Origin of the sequence: Mesorhizobium sp. M0243 (assembly GCF_040321775.1) — a bacterium.
Classification (GTDB): domain Bacteria; phylum Pseudomonadota; class Alphaproteobacteria; order Rhizobiales; family Rhizobiaceae; genus Mesorhizobium.
In genome coordinates this window covers 1-15,736 of the sequence record NZ_JAMYSF010000023.1, presented here as the reverse complement: position 1 = coordinate 15,736, position 15,736 = coordinate 1, and the positions used below count along the sequence as shown (strand labels likewise).

General features: G+C 64.2%; 13 protein-coding genes. 4 read left to right on the top strand and 9 right to left on the bottom strand.

Annotation, left to right across the window (positions count from 1 at the left end; all coding sequences use genetic code 11):
• The first annotated feature begins 13 nt into the window (after positions 1 to 13).
• Complete coding sequence (locus NKJ11_RS24995; RefSeq protein WP_352610053.1) at positions 14 to 922, top strand: LysR substrate-binding domain-containing protein; 909 nt, start codon at positions 14 to 16, stop codon at positions 920 to 922.
• 48 nt (positions 923 to 970) lie between these two features.
• Here NKJ11_RS24995 and NKJ11_RS24990 read toward each other — a convergent pair whose 3' ends face one another.
• The 5 genes from NKJ11_RS24990 to hisS all read right to left on the bottom strand — a co-directional run bounded on the left by NKJ11_RS24990 (position 971) and on the right by hisS (position 7,869).
• Complete coding sequence (locus tag NKJ11_RS24990) at positions 971 to 2,074, bottom strand: calcium:cation antiporter (protein WP_352610052.1); 1,104 nt, start codon at positions 2,072 to 2,074, stop codon at positions 971 to 973.
• Positions 2,075 to 2,261: 187 nt separating this feature from the next.
• Entirely contained in the window at positions 2,262 to 4,034 is a 1,773-nt protein-coding gene (locus NKJ11_RS24985; RefSeq protein ID WP_352610050.1) for an AMP-binding protein, read from the bottom strand.
• Positions 4,035 to 4,368: 334 nt separating this feature from the next.
• Positions 4,369 to 5,067 carry an ATP phosphoribosyltransferase gene (gene hisG, locus NKJ11_RS24980; protein WP_352610049.1) on the bottom strand — a complete coding sequence of 233 codons (699 nt, stop codon included), beginning with the start codon at positions 5,065 to 5,067 and terminating at the stop codon, positions 4,369 to 4,371.
• Positions 5,064 to 6,185 carry an ATP phosphoribosyltransferase regulatory subunit gene (locus NKJ11_RS24975; RefSeq protein ID WP_352794544.1) on the bottom strand — a complete coding sequence of 374 codons (1,122 nt, stop codon included), beginning with the start codon at positions 6,183 to 6,185 and terminating at the stop codon, positions 5,064 to 5,066. Before NKJ11_RS24975 ends, hisG begins: the two co-directional genes overlap by 4 nt.
• A gap of 178 nt (positions 6,186 to 6,363) precedes the next feature.
• On the bottom strand, positions 6,364 to 7,869 hold the full coding sequence (hisS, locus tag NKJ11_RS24970; protein WP_352610047.1) for a histidine--tRNA ligase: 1,506 nt from the start codon (positions 7,867 to 7,869) through the stop codon (positions 6,364 to 6,366).
• Positions 7,870 to 8,096: 227 nt separating this feature from the next.
• On the opposite strand from hisS, the gene NKJ11_RS24965 reads away from it, so the two are divergent.
• Positions 8,097 to 8,351 carry a hypothetical protein gene (locus NKJ11_RS24965; protein WP_023809021.1) on the top strand — a complete coding sequence of 85 codons (255 nt, stop codon included), beginning with the start codon at positions 8,097 to 8,099 and terminating at the stop codon, positions 8,349 to 8,351.
• A 29-nt stretch (positions 8,352 to 8,380) separates the two neighbouring features.
• On the opposite strand, the gene NKJ11_RS24960 is transcribed toward NKJ11_RS24965, so the two are convergent.
• On the bottom strand, positions 8,381 to 9,019 hold the full coding sequence (locus tag NKJ11_RS24960; RefSeq protein ID WP_023809022.1) for a DNA-3-methyladenine glycosylase I: 639 nt from the start codon (positions 9,017 to 9,019) through the stop codon (positions 8,381 to 8,383).
• A gap of 215 nt (positions 9,020 to 9,234) precedes the next feature.
• On the opposite strand from NKJ11_RS24960, the gene NKJ11_RS24955 reads away from it, so the two are divergent.
• Together NKJ11_RS24955 and NKJ11_RS24950 are read left to right on the top strand one after the other, a co-directional pair.
• On the top strand, positions 9,235 to 9,972 hold the full coding sequence (locus tag NKJ11_RS24955; protein WP_352610046.1) for a L,D-transpeptidase: 738 nt from the start codon (positions 9,235 to 9,237) through the stop codon (positions 9,970 to 9,972).
• 260 nt (positions 9,973 to 10,232) lie between these two features.
• Positions 10,233 to 11,153 (top strand): bifunctional 5,10-methylenetetrahydrofolate dehydrogenase/5,10-methenyltetrahydrofolate cyclohydrolase, encoded by a 921-nt coding sequence (locus tag NKJ11_RS24950; protein ID WP_127292743.1) that lies wholly within the window; start codon positions 10,233 to 10,235, stop codon positions 11,151 to 11,153.
• A 10-nt stretch (positions 11,154 to 11,163) separates the two neighbouring features.
• Here NKJ11_RS24950 and glcF read toward each other — a convergent pair whose 3' ends face one another.
• The 3 genes from glcF to NKJ11_RS24935 all read right to left on the bottom strand — a co-directional run bounded on the left by glcF (position 11,164) and on the right by NKJ11_RS24935 (position 15,426).
• Positions 11,164 to 12,489 carry a glycolate oxidase subunit GlcF gene (glcF, locus tag NKJ11_RS24945; RefSeq protein ID WP_352794542.1) on the bottom strand — a complete coding sequence of 442 codons (1,326 nt, stop codon included), beginning with the start codon at positions 12,487 to 12,489 and terminating at the stop codon, positions 11,164 to 11,166.
• Between the two features lie 10 nt (positions 12,490 to 12,499).
• Positions 12,500 to 13,705 carry a glycolate oxidase subunit GlcE gene (gene glcE / locus NKJ11_RS24940; protein ID WP_352610042.1) on the bottom strand — a complete coding sequence of 402 codons (1,206 nt, stop codon included), beginning with the start codon at positions 13,703 to 13,705 and terminating at the stop codon, positions 12,500 to 12,502.
• A 224-nt stretch (positions 13,706 to 13,929) separates the two neighbouring features.
• Complete coding sequence (locus tag NKJ11_RS24935) at positions 13,930 to 15,426, bottom strand: FAD-linked oxidase C-terminal domain-containing protein (protein WP_352610040.1); 1,497 nt, start codon at positions 15,424 to 15,426, stop codon at positions 13,930 to 13,932.
• Between the last annotated feature and the right edge of the window lie 310 nt (positions 15,427 to 15,736).

The window sequence follows — 15,736 nt, the reverse complement described above, 5'->3', positions numbered from 1 at the left end:
ATCACAACAACCTATGAAGCAGAACTACACAGTCCGGCACGGTGCGCTGGACGGGGTCGAGACCTTCCTGGCGGTTGCCAGGCGCCGCAACTTTCGCCGTGCCGCCGCCGATCTCGGCGTGACGCCGTCCGCCGTGAGCCAGGCGGTGCGCACGCTGGAAGCCCGCACGGGTGCGGCGCTGTTCGTGCGCACGACGCGAAGCGTCGGTTTGACAGAGGCTGGCCAGCGGTTCCTCGATCGTGCCGGACCTGCCTTCGAGGAGCTCGTCGCGGCAGGCGAGGCCGCGCGCGATGTCGGCCAACGGCCAACCGGGCTGCTGCGCCTGTCTGTGCCCCGCGCCGTCGTGCCGTTGATCCTGGAGCCGATGATCGCGTCGTTCTGCCGAACCTATCCGGAGATCGAGCTGGAGATCGCCGCGAGTGACGAGATGGTCGATCTTGCGACCGGCGGGTTCGATGCCGGCATCCGCCTCGGCCAGTTCATCGCGCCCGACATGGTCGCGGTGCGGCTGACGCCGTCGTTCCCGTTCGTGGTCGTCGGCAGTCCGGACTATCTCGAGCGCCATGGCTACCCCGAGCACGTCGACGACTTGTGCCGCCACGCCTGCCTGCGCTTGCGCCGTTCGAACGGCGCCATCGCGCCCTGGTCTTTCGTCGACGGCAACGGGGAGATCGAGGCGATGGTCTCAGGCCCGCTGATCGCGCACGACTATCCGACGCTGCTCGGGGCCGCGATGCAGGGCATTGGGCTGGCGCAGATCCCCCGACCCGTCGCCGAAGGTCCGATAGGCCAGGGAAAACTCGAGCCGGTCCTAGACACCATCGCCGCCACGACGCCGGGCGTCTTCCTCTACCATCCCGGCAAGCGCCAGATCCTGCCGAAGCTGCGCGCCTTCATCGACCACCTCAAATCCACGGCGTGAGGTAACGAAGGATACCGCCCCCTTGGCGCTTCGCTTGCACCAAAGCTCTCATGGTATAAATATCAGAAATACATAAGTAAAAAATACTACAAGATGGACCATTCCGGTCAAGAACGTCGTTCTTTCAGTGCTGAAGCTTACATTGCATATGAAAAGCGCCAAGACCAAAAGGACCGCATCAGCAGCCGGCAGCCCCAGGGTTAACCCTCTTCCCGTCAGCAGGCTGGCGGCTGCGACCGCCGGTATTGTCAAACCAATCGTGGCACAAGCGGAACCCATCGCGACATTCAAACCGCGTTGCAGCTCATTGTTGAGTGAAGCGCGAACCGCCGAAATGGCCTCCGGCATCAAAACCAGCCCGGCGATCAATGCCCCCACAATGCTGTCAGCCTGTGTCACCTGATAGGCAACGAGCGTATTTTCAACACTTGCGGCGACCTGCTCGGCGAGCATGACAATGCCAATCAGCCCGATCAAAAGCAGCAATGCGCCGGCAAAGACGCTTTCGTGAGGGGCAGTCCGCAGCGCAACGCCGTGGGCCTGCCCTTCGACAAAGTCTTCTCGGTGGCGGACAGTCTGCGCGAACACAAAACTTGCATAAAGCAGCACCGAAAGCACGCTCACAAAGCCAAGTTGAGCTGCCGAAAATGTGCCCGGCCCCGTAGCTTGTGTGTAGGTCGGCAGAATAAGCGTCATGATGGTCAGCGCGATCAGAACCGCCAAATATGCGCTGGTCCCTTGTCGAACAATTGCCTGCTTGCGATGACGCCAGCCGCCGAGCGCAAGACACGTGCCGACGACGCCGGTAGATGCAATCATCACCGTTGAGAAGACGGACTCACGTGCAAGCGTAGGGTTGTTCTCTCCATGCAGCATCATGGAAACGATGATCGACACCTCGATTGCCGTCACGGCAAAAGTCAGCACCAATGTGCCATAGGGCTCTCCTACACGCCGGGCCACCGCCTCGGCGTGGTCGAGCACCACGAAAATGGTGGTGAACATAATCGCACTCGAAAGCGCTCCGACGAGTATCCTGGCGCTCAGCGAACCTTCGTCCGCCGACAGCCCGCCTGCCCTGACTGCAACAGCCATCACCAAGGCGGCCAAGGGCATCGCATAAGAAACCACCGATCGTTTGAAACCACCCATTCAAGCCCCTATGCGCTTCTGCGAACCTTGCGGAAAACCCATGCGGAGTGTGGAGCGCCTTGGAAAACATCCGGCAGGCCCGACGGCCGGCGTTCGCCCCCTCACAAACAACGCGCTCCAAATGATGCAGCAGGATCGCGACCTGACCGCACCCAGCGCGCCGGACAAACCGAAGCGCCGCCTTCGCTCACGCCGTCTTCTGCGCCACCAGCCCCAGTTCCTCCACCATCGCCTCGCGCATCAAGAACTTCTGCGGCTTGCCGGTCACCGTCATCGGCAATTCGGTGCGGAAGCGTATGTGGCGGGGGATCTTGTAATGGGCGATCTGGCCGGCGCAGAAGTTCTTGACCTCCTGCTCGGTGGCGATCTGGCCGGGCTTGAGCACGATCCAGGCGCACAGCTCCTCGCCATATTTGGCGTCGGGAATGCCGAACACCTGCACCTCCTTGACCTTGGGGTGTCGGTAGAGGAATTCCTCGACCTCCCTGGGATAGACGTTCTCGCCGCCGCGGATGACCATGTCCTTGACCCGGCCGACGATGTTGCAATAGCCTTCGGCGTCGATGGTGGCGAGGTCGCCGGTGTGCATCCAGCCGTCGCTGTCGATCGCCTCGCGGGTCTTCTCCTCGTCGTCCCAGTAGCCCTTCATCACCGAATAGCCGCGCGTGCAAAGCTCGCCCGGCGCGCCGACGGCGACGGTGGCGCCATCGGCATCGACCGCCTTGACCTCGACATGAGGGTGGATACGCCCGACGGTCGAGACGCGCTTTTCCAAGGGATCGTCGACGCCGCTCTGGAACGAGACCGGGCTGGTCTCGGTCATGCCGTAGGCGATGGTCACCTCTTCCATATGCATCAGCGACACCACCTTCTTCATCACCTCGATCGGGCATGGCGAGCCGGCCATGATGCCGGTGCGCAGGCTGGAGAGATCGAAGGCGGAAAAATCCGGATGATCCAGCAGGGCGACGAACATGGTCGGCACGCCATAAAGCCCGGTGCAGCGTTCCTGAGCCACCGCCTTCAGTGTGGCGCCGGCGTCGAACCCTTCTCCCGGGAAAACCATGGTCGCGCCTTTCGAGACGCAACCCATCGTGCCCATCGACATGCCGAAGCAGTGATAGAGCGGCACCGGAATGCACAGCCGGTCGTCGGCGGTCAGCTTGATCGCCGAAGTGACGAAATTGCCGTTGTTGACGATGTTGCTGTGGGTCAGCGTCGCGCCCTTGGGGGCTCCCGTGGTGCCTGAGGTGAACTGGATGTTGATGGCCTCGCCCGGCTTCAGCTTCTCCGAGATGCGGTCGAGGCTGTCATGCTCGTCACGCCCGGCCATGGCCAGCACGTCGCCGAAATTGAACATGCCGGGCGAATTCTCGTCGCCCATGCGGATGACGATCTTCAGCGCCGGCAGTTTCTGTGCCTTGAGCTTGCCCGGTGTGGCCTTGGCGATCTCGGGTGCCAGCGTCTCGATCATGCCGAGATAGTCTGACGTCTTGAACTTGGCAGCGGTGACCAGCGCCTTGCAGCCGACCTTGTTCAGCGCATAGTCGAGCTCGGTCAACCGATAGGCGGGGTTGATGTTGACCAGGATCAGGCCGATGCGGGCGGTGGCGAACTGCGTCACCAGCCATTCCCAGCGGTTGGGCGACCAGATGCCGACGCGATCGCCCTTTGCCAACCCCAGTGCCAGGAAGCCTGCGGCCAGCGCGTCCACCGTGTCCGACAGTTCGCTCCAGGTGAAGCGCTTGTCCTGGTCGACGAAAACGGCGGCGTCGAGCGTGCCGTATTTGCTGACGGTGTCGGAAAACAGCGCGGGGATGGTCTTGTCGAGCAGCGGCACGCTGCGTTCACCAGAGACATGCGCTCTGTTGTCGACGGGTGCGACGAAGACACCGCCAGCACGCGCGCCGCGTCCGCGCAAATTGCTGGCATTCTTCAGCTCGTCGAGATTGACCGGCATCGCTCTCTCCTCCCGGGACTGGCCGAGCCTATCAGCCCGAGGGGGTGGTGAAAATCCCGCCGATGGTCGAGGCCGGGCAACGATACGGCCCACGACGCTTCGGGGCCTTCGTTGGTTGACGAACATCAAAACGCAAAAACCCGCCTGGGCGGCGGGTCACTGGCGCAAATCAGCACCATAGGCAAAAATGTACCATAGCTGACTGCATCGATCAAGGAAATAATTCCTATACAGGAAAAACCCCGGCGCAAAGTTACCGACACCGCAGGACGGCCCGCCGTAAGGTTTTGAAGCTGGGTTCGGAGCCCTGAGGGCAGCGGGCGAAGGCCCGCCGCTATCCGGCCGCAGCCGCCATCTTCGCGGCAATGTCGCGCAAGAGCGCCTCATCCGCCGCCGCCCGTGTCTTCTTCGACGCTACCAGACAGGCCTGCGAGCGCAGGACGAGGCCATCGCCCAGCACCTTGAGATGATTGGCGCGCAGCGTCGAGCCGGTGGTTGTGATGTCGACGATGACATCGGCCAGACCGGCCGCCGGCGCGCCTTCGGTAGCCCCTAGGCTCTCGACGATGCGATAAACCTGGATGCCGTGCTTCTGCGAGAAGAATTGCTGCGTCAGCCGCCAGTATTTGGTGGCGATGCGCAGCCGCCGGCCATGGCGCTGGCGAAAATCGGCGGCGACGTCGTCGAGATCGGCCATGGTGTCGACATCGAGCCATATGTCGGGCACGGCAACCACGACATCGGCATTGCCGAAGCCGAGACGGGCGACAATTTCGGCGCGGGTCTCCCAGTCGGCGAGGTTTTCACGCACCAGGTCCTCGCCGGTGATGCCGAGATCGACGGCGCCCTGGCCGATCTCGCCTGATATCTCGGAAGCCGACAGGAACACCACTTCGACATCATCCAGACCCTCGACGCGGGCGTGGTATTTGCGCTCGTCACCGGGCAGGCTGACGGCGAGGCCGGCTTTGGCCAGTATTTGCAGCGCCTGCTCTTTCAGGCGGCCTTTCGACGGGATCGCCAGCGTGATCATGGCGCCGTCTCCCGCAATGCCTCGATGCGATCGAGCCAGACCGAAAAGCCTACGCCGGGGATAGGCGTCTTCGCGCCAAGCAGGGTCAGCAGCCGGTCATAGCGGCCGCCGCCGACCAGCGGCCGGTCGCCATTGTCGGCCGCGATTTCGAAAACCAGGCCGGTGTAGTAATCGAGCGGGCGGCCGAAGGCGGCGTCGTAGCGGACTTTATCGGCCGGCAAGCCATGCGCTTCGATCGCCTTGGCGCGGGCAGCGAACTTTTCCAGCGCGACATCGAGCGACAGACCGGCCCCGGTGGCGAAGGTCTCCAGTGCCTGGGCCGCGCCATCAAGCGGAACGTCGATCGCCAGAAAATCCTTCAGCGCGGAAAAGGCCTCGCTCGACAACCGAACGCTGCGCAATTCGGCTTTCTCGATCAGCCGCCGGGCAATGTCGGACGGCGCGCGTCCGGCGGACGCCGACAGGCCCGCCTCTTCCATGCCGCTGGCGATGTGAGCGGAAAGACCGTCCAGATCACCGTCTAGCACAAGGGCCGCGACCGGCCCGGAGAGCTGGCCGTTGCGCGGCGGGTTGGCGAGATCGGCGAGAGCCGCCTCAAGCATCGGCGCCGAGCCGAACGCACGGGCAAGGCGCATGCGCCAGCCGCGCGGCAGGCCAAGGGCAGCCAGAACCGCCTCGAAAATGGTCTGGTCGCCGAGCGTGATGGCCAGCGCCTGACCAGGCAGCACCAGCGACAGCAGCGCATGCGCATCCGCCACCGAGCGGGCATCGGCTCCAGCGGTATCGCGGTCGCCGAGATCCTCGATGCCGGCCTGGAAGAACTCGTTGCCGCCTTCGCGGCGTTGGCGAAACACCTCGCCCAGATAGGAATAACGGCGCGGCGTGCCGGCCTGCGAACTTATGTGGTCGAGGCAGACCGGAATGGTGAATTCCGGCCGCAGGCAGAGCGTCTGCCCGGTTTCGCTTTCGGTCAGGAAAATCCGGCGGCGCAGATCCTCACCGGCCATGTCGAGGAAGGGGTCCGCCGGTTGCAATATGGCGACCTCGACCGCGTGCGTGTTGCGGGTGGCGAAGAGGTTGGTGATGTCGGTTGATATTGCGGGGTAGCGGGAGGTCATCGATCGGATGGGCGCGAGGCACCCCCCTCTGGCCTGCCGGCCATCTCCCCCGCAAGGAGGGAGATCGGCAGCTTGAGGCTCAGCGCCTCTTCTTCAACGCTGGAGATTGGCGAAAGCCCACGTGACATCCAATCTCCCCCCTTGCGGGGGAGATGGCCGGCAGGCCAGAGGGGGGTATTCAAGCGCCACCTTTCGCGCGATCAGCGGCCTGCGCCGCCAATATCTTCTTCACCTCACCAACCAGCTCGCTTTCCGCCACCGTCACCTGCGCCGGGCGGGCGGCGCGCCATTCGGCGTTGTCTGTGATCTCGGCCGACATGCGCGCGCCTTCGATCAGATCCTTGATCTGCAGCTCGCCCTTGGCGCGCTCGTCGCCACCCTGGATGATGGCGACCGGGCAGCCGCGGCGGTCGGCATATTTGAGCTGCGCCTTCATGCCGGCGCCGCCGAGATACATTTCGGAACGGATGCCAGCGGCACGCAGCTCCGCCACCATCTTCTGGTAGCGGCCGAGGCTGTCGGTGTCCTTGTCCATCACCAGCACGACGACAGGTGCGATCACATCCGAGGCGTCGAGCTTGCCGAGGTTCTTCAGCGCGGTCATCAACCTGGAGACGCCGATGGAAAAGCCGGTCGCCGGCACAGGCTCGCCGCGAAAGCGCGAGACCAGACCATCATAGCGACCGCCGCCACCGACCGAGCCGAAGCGCACGATCTGGCCGTCCTCGTTGGGGATTTCGGCCAGCAGCTCGGCCTCAAAAACGGGGCCGGTATAGTATTCGAGGCCGCGCACGACCGAGCGGTCCATGGCAATGCGGTCCTCGCCATATCCTGCCGCCCTGACCAGCGCTTCAATCGTGGCGAGTTCGCCGACGCCTTCCTGGTAGATGGCATTCGAACTGACCATGGAATCCTGGCCGGTCTGTATAGTCCTCGCAGTCGCGAGAAGAACCGCCTCGGCTTGCCCGTTGTTCAATCCGGCGCCCTTGGCGAAGTCGCCTTCGCCCTCCTTGCCGCCGTCCCAGCGGCCCGGGCCAAGCAAAAGCTTCACGCCTTCCGGCCCGAGCTTGTCGAGCTTGTCGATCGCGCGCAGCACCGTCAGCCTTCGTCCGGCATTCTCCTCGCCGCCAAGGCCGATCGCCTCCAGCACGCCATCCAGAACCTTGCGGTTGTTGACGCGAATGACGTAGTCGCCGCGCCTGATGCCGAGCGCTTCCATGACGTCGGCCATCATCATCGCCATTTCGGCGTCGGCGGCCACGCCAGGCGTGCCGATCGTGTCGGCGTCGAACTGCATGAACTGGCGGAAGCGGCCCGGACCCGGCTTCTCGTTGCGGAACACCCAGCCGGAGCGATAGCTGCGGTAAGGCTTGGGCAGCCGCTCGTAATTCTCGGCGACGAAACGGGCCGTCGGCGCGGTCAGGTCGTAGCGCAGCGACAGCCACTGGTCGTCGTCATCCTGGAAGGAGAACACGCCTTCGTTCGGCCGGTCCTGGTCGGGCAGGAATTTTCCGAGCGCGTCGGTGTATTCGATCAGCGGCTGGTCTGCCGGTTCGAAGCCGTAAAGCTCATAGACCGAGCGGATCGTCGCCATCATCTTCTCGACGGCGCGGATGTCCTCGGCGCTGCGGTCGGCAAAACCGCGCGGCAGTCGCGCTTTCGTCTTTTCCGATTTGTCGGCCATGAGTGAGCATCCGGTGTTTCGTGGCGTTGCGGGATAGGAAATTTCCTATTCGGCAGCGCGCGTTTCCTAACTGATGCAGCCGGGAGCGGCAAGGGTCGGCACCCAGCACCACGCTCGAACCTCCGTGAAACAAAACCGCATCGAAAATGAAACAATCCCGACACGGGTGCGGCATCGTGCCGACACAATCGTCGCCGATAAGGCGGGGTAAATGAGGGCTCGGGGCCATGGTCAGCACAGCAAGATTTTACGCTATTGATGGCGAAGCCGGCGAATTGCCCGCGCGCTTGCGCCCGGCCGACATCCACGCTCCGAAAATGGTCAGCCAGGCTGCCGGCCCGTTCGAAGTGCCGGCCGACACCGGCAAAGGCCCATCCATGCGCGACGCGTTGATGACCGGCCTGCTGGTGATCTATCCGACCGTGGCCACGGTGGTGGCGATCGTCGCCGGCCTGGTGCTGGCCAGCGCCAACGGCACCTGAAATTACTCGTTTTACCGGAAGTAGAGGGGCTACTTCGGCCTTTTGAACGCCTTCCGCTGCTTCTCGACCTCTTTGCGGCAGATGCAGCCCTCGAGATGGTCGTTGACCAGGCCCATCGCCTGCATGAAGGCGTAGACAGTGGTCGGCCCCACGAAGCTCCAGCCGCGTTTCTTCAACTCCTTCGAAATCCGCACCGAGACCGCCGTGGTCGGGTTGGCGCGCAGATGGGCGAGATCGACGATCTGCGGCCGCTCCTCCTTGCCGGGTTCGAACTTCCAGAACCAGGCGGCCAGCGAGCCGAACTCGTCGGCCATTTCGCGGGCGCGCTTGGCGTTGTTGATGGTCGAGACGATCTTGCCGCGATGGCGGATGATGCCGGCATTGCCGAGCAGGCGCTCGACATCCTTGTCGGTGAAGGCGGCGACCTTGTCGAATTCGAAATTGGCGAAGGCTTCGCGAAAATTCTCCCGCTTGCGCAGAATGGTCAGCCACGACAGGCCAGACTGAAAGCCTTCGAGGCAGATCTTTTCGAACAGCCTGCGGTCGTCGGCCACAGGCCGGCCCCATTCATGATCGTGGTAGTGCAGATAGTCGGGCAGATTGCCGTGCCAGAAGCAGCGCGCGACACCATCGGGACCGGCGAGCAGTCCGGTGTTTTCCTTGTCCATAAGCCAAAATCCGTTCGTTAACGCGCTTTTGCGCGGCATTTACTGCGGCTTTACCAGATTCCTGAACCCGGCGGTAACCACACCAAAAGGTTTACCGACAGTTCCGCATTTTACGCATTCCGATTCATGTTTCGGTTGCTGCTTGCGCGCCAATGATCGCCGAACCGGGAGGACGTTTCCACCCGTTTTGTATCAGACGATCAAGGTGCGCTACGATGAAGACAGTTCTGTTTCCCGTGCTCGGCGCCGTGGCTGTGTTTGCCGCCGGCGTCACACCCTCAACCGCCGGCGACCGCTATGCCGACAGGCCGCCGGTGATGGTGAGCCCCGACCTTTCCGCACCCTGGGTGCTGCAGCTTGGCCAGGCACCCGGCATCGTGCGCCAGAACCGCCAGGTCGTCCAGCAACAGCGGCGCCTGCGCCCGGCGCAGCCCGACCGGGTGCAGACGGCGGCGGTGCAGCCGCCGGCCAAGCGCATGGTCGCGCGTCCTCAGATCAACCCGATCTACCTGCCGCAGGAAGTCGACTATGACGGAGGCCAGAAGCCGGGCACGATCGTCATCGACACCACGCAGAATTTCCTCTTCCTGGTCGAGAAGAACGGCAAGGCAAGGCGCTATGGCGTCGGCACCGGCAAGCCGGGCTTCGAATGGTCGGGTACGCACAAGATCACCAACAAGCGCGAGTGGCCGGACTGGCGCCCGCCGGCGCAGATGATCAAGCGCGAAGCCGCCAAGGGCCGCTATTTGCCGACCTATCTTGCCGGCGGCGCGGAGAACCCGCTTGGCGCCCGCGCGCTCTACCTCGGCACGACCGAGTACCGCATCCACGGCACCAACCAGCCGTGGACGATCGGCGGTGCGGTGTCATCGGGCTGCATCCGCATGCGCAACGAGGACGTCGTCGACCTCTATGAACGGGTCAATGTCGGAACCACGGTCGAGGTGATATAGTAGGTCCTGCGAATCACCTGGCCGGCAAAGCAGTCCGCTTTTCGAGGCCAGTTAGGGACAACGGGGGACGGGCCGTATGGGGATGCGGCCGGTCAGGAAGGGCAGCACGGGAAACCGCGCTGCCCTTTCCGTTTTTGAGCAGAAATCGAGGGCAAAGGTCACCTACGCGTCGCGCAACGGGCATAGCGGTTCGCTTTCATGCTGCCCTTTACCGCATTCTTTTGCTATCTCGGTGGCTAGTTCCACAAAAGAGTTCACCCATGCCCCTGTCCGAAGACAGCCGTTATCTCAAGGGCGGCCCGGTCGCCCAGCGCATCATCGCCGCCGTTCGCGAGGACGCCGCGATCGCCAAAGCCGAGGGCTTTCCCCCCAAGCTGATCTCGATCACCGTCGGCGACACCGATGCGGTGGATGTTTATGTGCGCAACCAGCGCGCCAAGGCTGAGCTCGCCGGCATCGATTTCGAGGAACGGCGCTTTCCCGCCACCATCACGGCAGGCGAGTTGGAAGCGGCCATTCACGGCCTGAACGCCGATCCGCGCGTTACCGGCATCATCATCCAGCGGCCGGTCCCAGTGCATATCCCGATCAGGACGCTGCAGGCGGCGGTGCATCCGCTCAAGGATGTCGAAGGCATGCATCCGGCCTCGATCGGCAACATCGTCTACAACCAGCTCGATCTCGCGCCTTGCACGGCGGCGGCCTCGGTCGAACTGCTCAAGGAAACCGGCCTCGACCTCAAGGGGCTGGAAGTCGTCATCGTCGGCCATTCGGAAATCGTCGGCAAGCCGATCGCCTTCCTGTTGATGAGCGAAGGCGCGACGGTGACCGTGTGCCACCACATGACGCGGTCGGTCGCCGCCCATGCGCGACGTGCCGATGCGCTGTTCGTCGCCGTCGGCAAGCCGCGGCTGATCAAGGCCGACATGGTCAAGCCGGGTGCGGCCGTCATCGACATCGGCATCAATTCCGAAATCGGCCCCGACGGCTCAAGCCGCATCGTCGGCGACGTCGACACCGAGAGCGTCCGCGAGGTCGCCTCCTGGATCACCCCGGTGCCGGGCGGCGTCGGCCCGATCACGGTCGCCATCCTGCTGCGCAACACCATGGTCGCGCTCAGCCGCCAGCGTGCGCTTTATGAGGCGACCTACGGTACGGCGGACAGGCTCGCGGCGGAGTAAGCGCGGCGCCCTACTCCGCGGCGATGAGGTTCTCTCCCCGAACGCCTGCCGGCATCGGTCCGCCATAGGCCCAGTCGAGCAGTTTTATCGTGTGCACCACCGGCAGCTTGGCGGCGGAAGCGATCTGGGTGATGCAGCCGATGTTGCCGGTGGCGACGATCGAAGCCCCCGTCGCCTCGATGTTCTTCACCTTGCGATCGCGCAGTTTGGCCGAGATCTCGGGCTGCAGGATGTTGTAGGTGCCGGCGGAGCCGCAGCAGAGATGTCCTTCACGCGGCTCGCGCACGATGAAGCCGGCCTTGGCCAGCAGTTCCTTCGGCTGGCGGGTGATCTTCTGGCCGTGCTGCATCGAACAGGCCGAGTGATAGGCGACAACCGTGCCCGGTTTGCGCACCGGTTCGGGCAGGTCGAAGGTCGAGAGATATTCGGTAATGTCCTTGGCCAGCGCCGAAACGCGCGCCGCCTTGTCGGCATAGGCCTGGTCGAGCCGCAGCATGAAGCCGTAGTCCTTGATCGTCGTGCCGCAGCCGGAGGCAGTGATGACGATGGCATCGAGCCCGCCTTGTTCGATGGCGCGCGTCCAGGCATCGACATTCTGCCTCGCAGAGGCAAGCGCGGCCTGCTCGCGCCCCATATGATGAACCAGCGCCCCGCAGCAGCCCTCGCCCGGTGGCACCACGACCTCGACGCCGAGCCGCGTCAGCAGCGAAATCGTCGCCTCGTTGATGGCGGGATCGAGCACCGATTGCGCGCAGCCGGTGAGGATGGCGACGCGGCCTCTTTTGCTCCCCTGCCCGGCATGGATGCCAGGTGAAGCTATCGACGATGCTGTCGGGATCGAGGCCGGCGCGAGCTTGAGCATCGCACCGAGCGGTTTCAGCGCCGGAACCTTGTCGAACAAGCCTATGAACGGCTTGCCCAGCTTCGCCAGCTTGAGCGCCGCGCGAAAACGCTGGGGATAGGGCAGCACGAAGGCCAGCATGGCGCGGGTCAGGCGGTCGAGCAGCGGCCTCTTGTAGGTTTCCTGGATATGGGCGCGGGCATGGTCGACCAGATGCATGTAGTTGACGCCCGACGGGCAGGTGGTCATGCAGGCAAGGCACGACAGGCAGCGATCGATATGGGTGACGATCTCCTTGTCGGCCGGACGGCCGTTTTCCAGCATGTCCTTGATCAGGTAGATGCGCCCGCGCGGTGAATCGAGCTCGTTGCCAAGCGTCACATAGGTCGGGCAGGTGGCGGTGCAGAAGCCGCAATGCACGCATTTGCGCAGGATCTTTTCCGATTCCGCGACATGCGGATCGGCAAGCTGGGCAAGCGAAAAATTGGTCTGCATCGCTGATGTCCTAGGCCATTCGGCCGGGATTGAGGATATTCTTCGGGTCAAATTCTTGCTTCAGCCGCTGGCTGAGTGCTGCCAGCGCCGGCGGCTGCGGCTCGAACACCGGCAGAGCGGCGCGATGCGAAGGTGCGGCACGCACCAGCGTCGCATGGCCGCCGCCATGTTTCCTCAACAGCCCGCGCAGCAGGGCGGCTTCCGGGTCGCCTTGTTCCATGCGCAGCCACACCAGCCCGCCCTGCCAGTCATAGAAGGCGCTGACGGCGGCCTGCATGCGCAGTGTCAGGACCATCTGGTGGCACTGTCCCGGCGTCATCGAGACACGCCAGACCGGTTTCTCGCTGCCGTCGGCGAAAGGCCTGCAATCGCGCACATCGCGCCAGATCAGCCGTGAGGTTTCACCGGCAATCTCCTGCAGCGGCCCGGCCTTGCCGAGCAGCGTTTTCAGCGCGGCGATGCGATAGGCAACGGACGGGCCGAAGCCTTCGACACGCAGCAGCGTGGCGGCCTCGCTGCCGAGACTGCCGCCGGCGACACGCGCGGCGATGCGCTCCGGCAGATGGGCGGCACTCGACACTTCAGCACTCGAGCCAAGCGCCAGGGCCATGGCTGCGGCAGCGGCATCATCGAGCAGGCCACGGATGGCGAGCGTGACTTCGGTCTCGGCTGCCGGCAGCACCTTGAAGGTGACGTCGGTGAATACGGCCAGCGTGCCCCAGCTGTTGGCCATCAGCTTGGACATATCATAGCCGGTGACGTTCTTGACGACGCGGCCGCCCGACTTAAAGGCCTCGCCGCGACCGGACACCACATTGATGCCCAGAATATGGTCGCGCGCAGCACCCGCCTTCAGCCGGCGCGGACCGGAGAGGTTCGCGGCGAGCACGCCGCCGATCGTGCCTTTGCCAGCTTCGCCGCCGAGCAGCGGGCCGTAGTCCATCGGCTCGAAGGCAAGCTGCTGGCCGTGTTCCGCCAGCAACTTTTCGATGTCGGCCAGCGGCGTGCCGGCCTCGGCCGACAGCACCAGTTCAGCCGGTTCGTAAAGCGTGACGCCGGTGAGCCTCGACAGGTCGAGCGTGTGTTCGGTTTGCAATGGCCGGCCGATGCCACGCTTGGAACCGTGGCCGAGGATTTCGAGCGGCGAGCCTTCCGCCACGGCCCAGGCGACGGTGGAGAGGACTTCTTCCGACGTGGTTGGGGTGAAGGTGGTCATGAGATCGACGCCCCATCGACAGATGCGGAGGCGTCGCGATCCTTCACACCCCCCTCTGTCCTGCCGGACATCTCCCCCGCAAGGGGGGAGATCGGCAACTTCAACGTCGCATCTGTCTTCCAACGCCGGCAGTTGGCGAAAGCCGCGATGATAGCCAATCTCCCCCCTTGCGGGGGAGATGTCCGGCAGGACAGAGGGGGGTGTTCAAGCGCCGACATGTCCACTCAAAACCTCGGAATGTCTGGGAACGGCAGTTTGCCGCCGGAAATGTGCATCCGCCCAAGCTCGGCGCATCGCCGCAGCTGCGGGAACACTTTTCCCGGGTTGAGCAGATGGTTGGGATCGAAGGCACATTTGACCCGCATCTGCTGGTCGAGATCGATCTGGGTGAACATTTCCGGCATCAGGTCGCGTTTTTCCACGCCCACACCGTGTTCGCCGGTCAAGACGCCGCCGACCTTGACGCAGAGCCGCAATATGTCGGCGCCGAAGCTTTCGGCCTTGTCGAGTTCGCCCGGTACGTTGGCATCGTAGAGGATCAGCGGATGCAGATTGCCGTCGCCGGCATGAAAGACATTGGCGACGCCGAGACCGTATTTTTCCGACAGCTCGCGCATGCCGGCGAGCACGCGCGGCAGCTCCTTGCGCGGGATGGTGCCGTCCATGCAGTAGTAGTCGGGCGAGATGCGGCCGACGGCCGGAAACGCCGCCTTGCGGCCGGCCCAGAAGCTCAGCCGTTCCTGTTCGGATTGCGAAATGCGGCAGGTGGTCGAGCCGTTCTTGTAGGCAATCGCCTCGACCAGACCGATCAGATGATCGACTTCGACGCCCGGCCCGTCGAGCTCGACGATCAGCAGCGCCTCGACATCGAGGGGATAGCCGGCATGAACGAAATCTTCCGCCGCATGGATCGCCGGCCGGTCCATCATCTCCATGCCGCCCGGGATGATGCCGGCGCCGATGATGTCGGCGACGCACTGGCCGCCCTGCTCGCTGGTCGGGAAGCCGATCAGCAGTGCACGTGCCGTCTCCGGCTTCTTCAGGATGCGTACGGTAACCTCGGTGACGACGCCGAGCAGCCCTTCGGAGCCGGTCATGACGCCGAGCAGGTCGTAGCCTTCCGCATCAAGGTGACTGCCGCCCAGCCGCACCACTTCGCCATTCATCAGCACCATCTCGATGCCGAGCACATTGTTGGCGGTTAGGCCGTATTTCAGGCAGTGCACGCCGCCGGAATTCTCCGCGACATTGCCGCCGATCGAGCAGGCGATCTGGGAGGATGGATCGGGGGCGTAGTAAAAGCCCTCCTGCTCGACGGCGGTGGTGATGCCGAGATTGGTGACGCCCGGCTGGGCAACGACGATGCGATTGGGGAAATCGATCCCGAGGATTCGGTTGAAGCGGCTCATGACCAAAAGCACCGCGTCCTCGAGCGGCAGCGCGCCGCCCGAGAGCGAGGTGCCGGAGCCGCGCGGCACGACGCGGATGTTGCGGTCGTTGCAGTATTTCAGCACGCGCGAAACCTGCGCCACCGTTTGCGGCAGCACGACAACCAGCGGCAGCTGCCGATAGGCGGTCAGGCCGTCGCTCTCGAAGGCGCGCATGGAATTGGCGGCGTCGACGACGCCCTCACCCGGCACGATGATGCGCATGTCGGCGACGATCTCGTCGCGCCGGCGCATCGTGGCGTCGTCTGGTTTCGGCATGGACAGGCCCGACATCAGCAGCCTCATTTCGCTTGACTGGTCAAAATCTTTTACCAGTGAAGTGGGTTGGGTGCAAATCCGGTGGTGGTTGGGAATCCGGCATCAAGGCTGAGGCAAGCTTCCGCAGCGGCAATCTGCCGCTGTCTCACCCTCCCCCTTGGGGGGAGGGTCGCGAACGAAGCGAGCGGGGTGGGGGTCCGCGCGGCGCTCTACGAGGAGGCCCCCCCCCGGGGCCCCGAGTGGGGGGGGGGGGGGGGCGGGGGGGGGGCGCGCCCCCCCGCGCGGGGGGGGGGGGGGCGTGTGGGGGGGGGGGGGGGGGGGGGGG

Bases quoted from the DNA above. Each gene is read 5' to 3' on its own strand.
- NKJ11_RS24995 (WP_352610053.1), top strand. From the start codon at position 14: ATGAAGCAGAACTACACAGTCCGGCACGGTGCGCTGGACGGGGTCGAG.
- NKJ11_RS24990 (WP_352610052.1), bottom strand. From the start codon at position 2,074: ATGGGTGGTTTCAAACGATCGGTGGTTTCTTATGCGATGCCCTTGGCC.
- NKJ11_RS24985 (WP_352610050.1), bottom strand. From the start codon at position 4,034: ATGCCGGTCAATCTCGACGAGCTGAAGAATGCCAGCAATTTGCGCGGA.
- hisG (WP_352610049.1), bottom strand. From the start codon at position 5,067: ATGATCACGCTGGCGATCCCGTCGAAAGGCCGCCTGAAAGAGCAGGCG.
- NKJ11_RS24975 (WP_352794544.1), bottom strand. From the start codon at position 6,185: ATGACCTCCCGCTACCCCGCAATATCAACCGACATCACCAACCTCTTC.
- hisS (WP_352610047.1), bottom strand. From the start codon at position 7,869: ATGGCCGACAAATCGGAAAAGACGAAAGCGCGACTGCCGCGCGGTTTT.
- NKJ11_RS24965 (WP_023809021.1), top strand. From the start codon at position 8,097: ATGGTCAGCACAGCAAGATTTTACGCTATTGATGGCGAAGCCGGCGAA.
- NKJ11_RS24960 (WP_023809022.1), bottom strand. From the start codon at position 9,019: ATGGACAAGGAAAACACCGGACTGCTCGCCGGTCCCGATGGTGTCGCG.
- NKJ11_RS24955 (WP_352610046.1), top strand. From the start codon at position 9,235: ATGAAGACAGTTCTGTTTCCCGTGCTCGGCGCCGTGGCTGTGTTTGCC.
- NKJ11_RS24950 (WP_127292743.1), top strand. From the start codon at position 10,233: ATGCCCCTGTCCGAAGACAGCCGTTATCTCAAGGGCGGCCCGGTCGCC.
- glcF (WP_352794542.1), bottom strand. From the start codon at position 12,489: ATGCAGACCAATTTTTCGCTTGCCCAGCTTGCCGATCCGCATGTCGCG.
- glcE (WP_352610042.1), bottom strand. From the start codon at position 13,705: ATGACCACCTTCACCCCAACCACGTCGGAAGAAGTCCTCTCCACCGTC.
- NKJ11_RS24935 (WP_352610040.1), bottom strand. From the start codon at position 15,426: ATGTCGGGCCTGTCCATGCCGAAACCAGACGACGCCACGATGCGCCGG.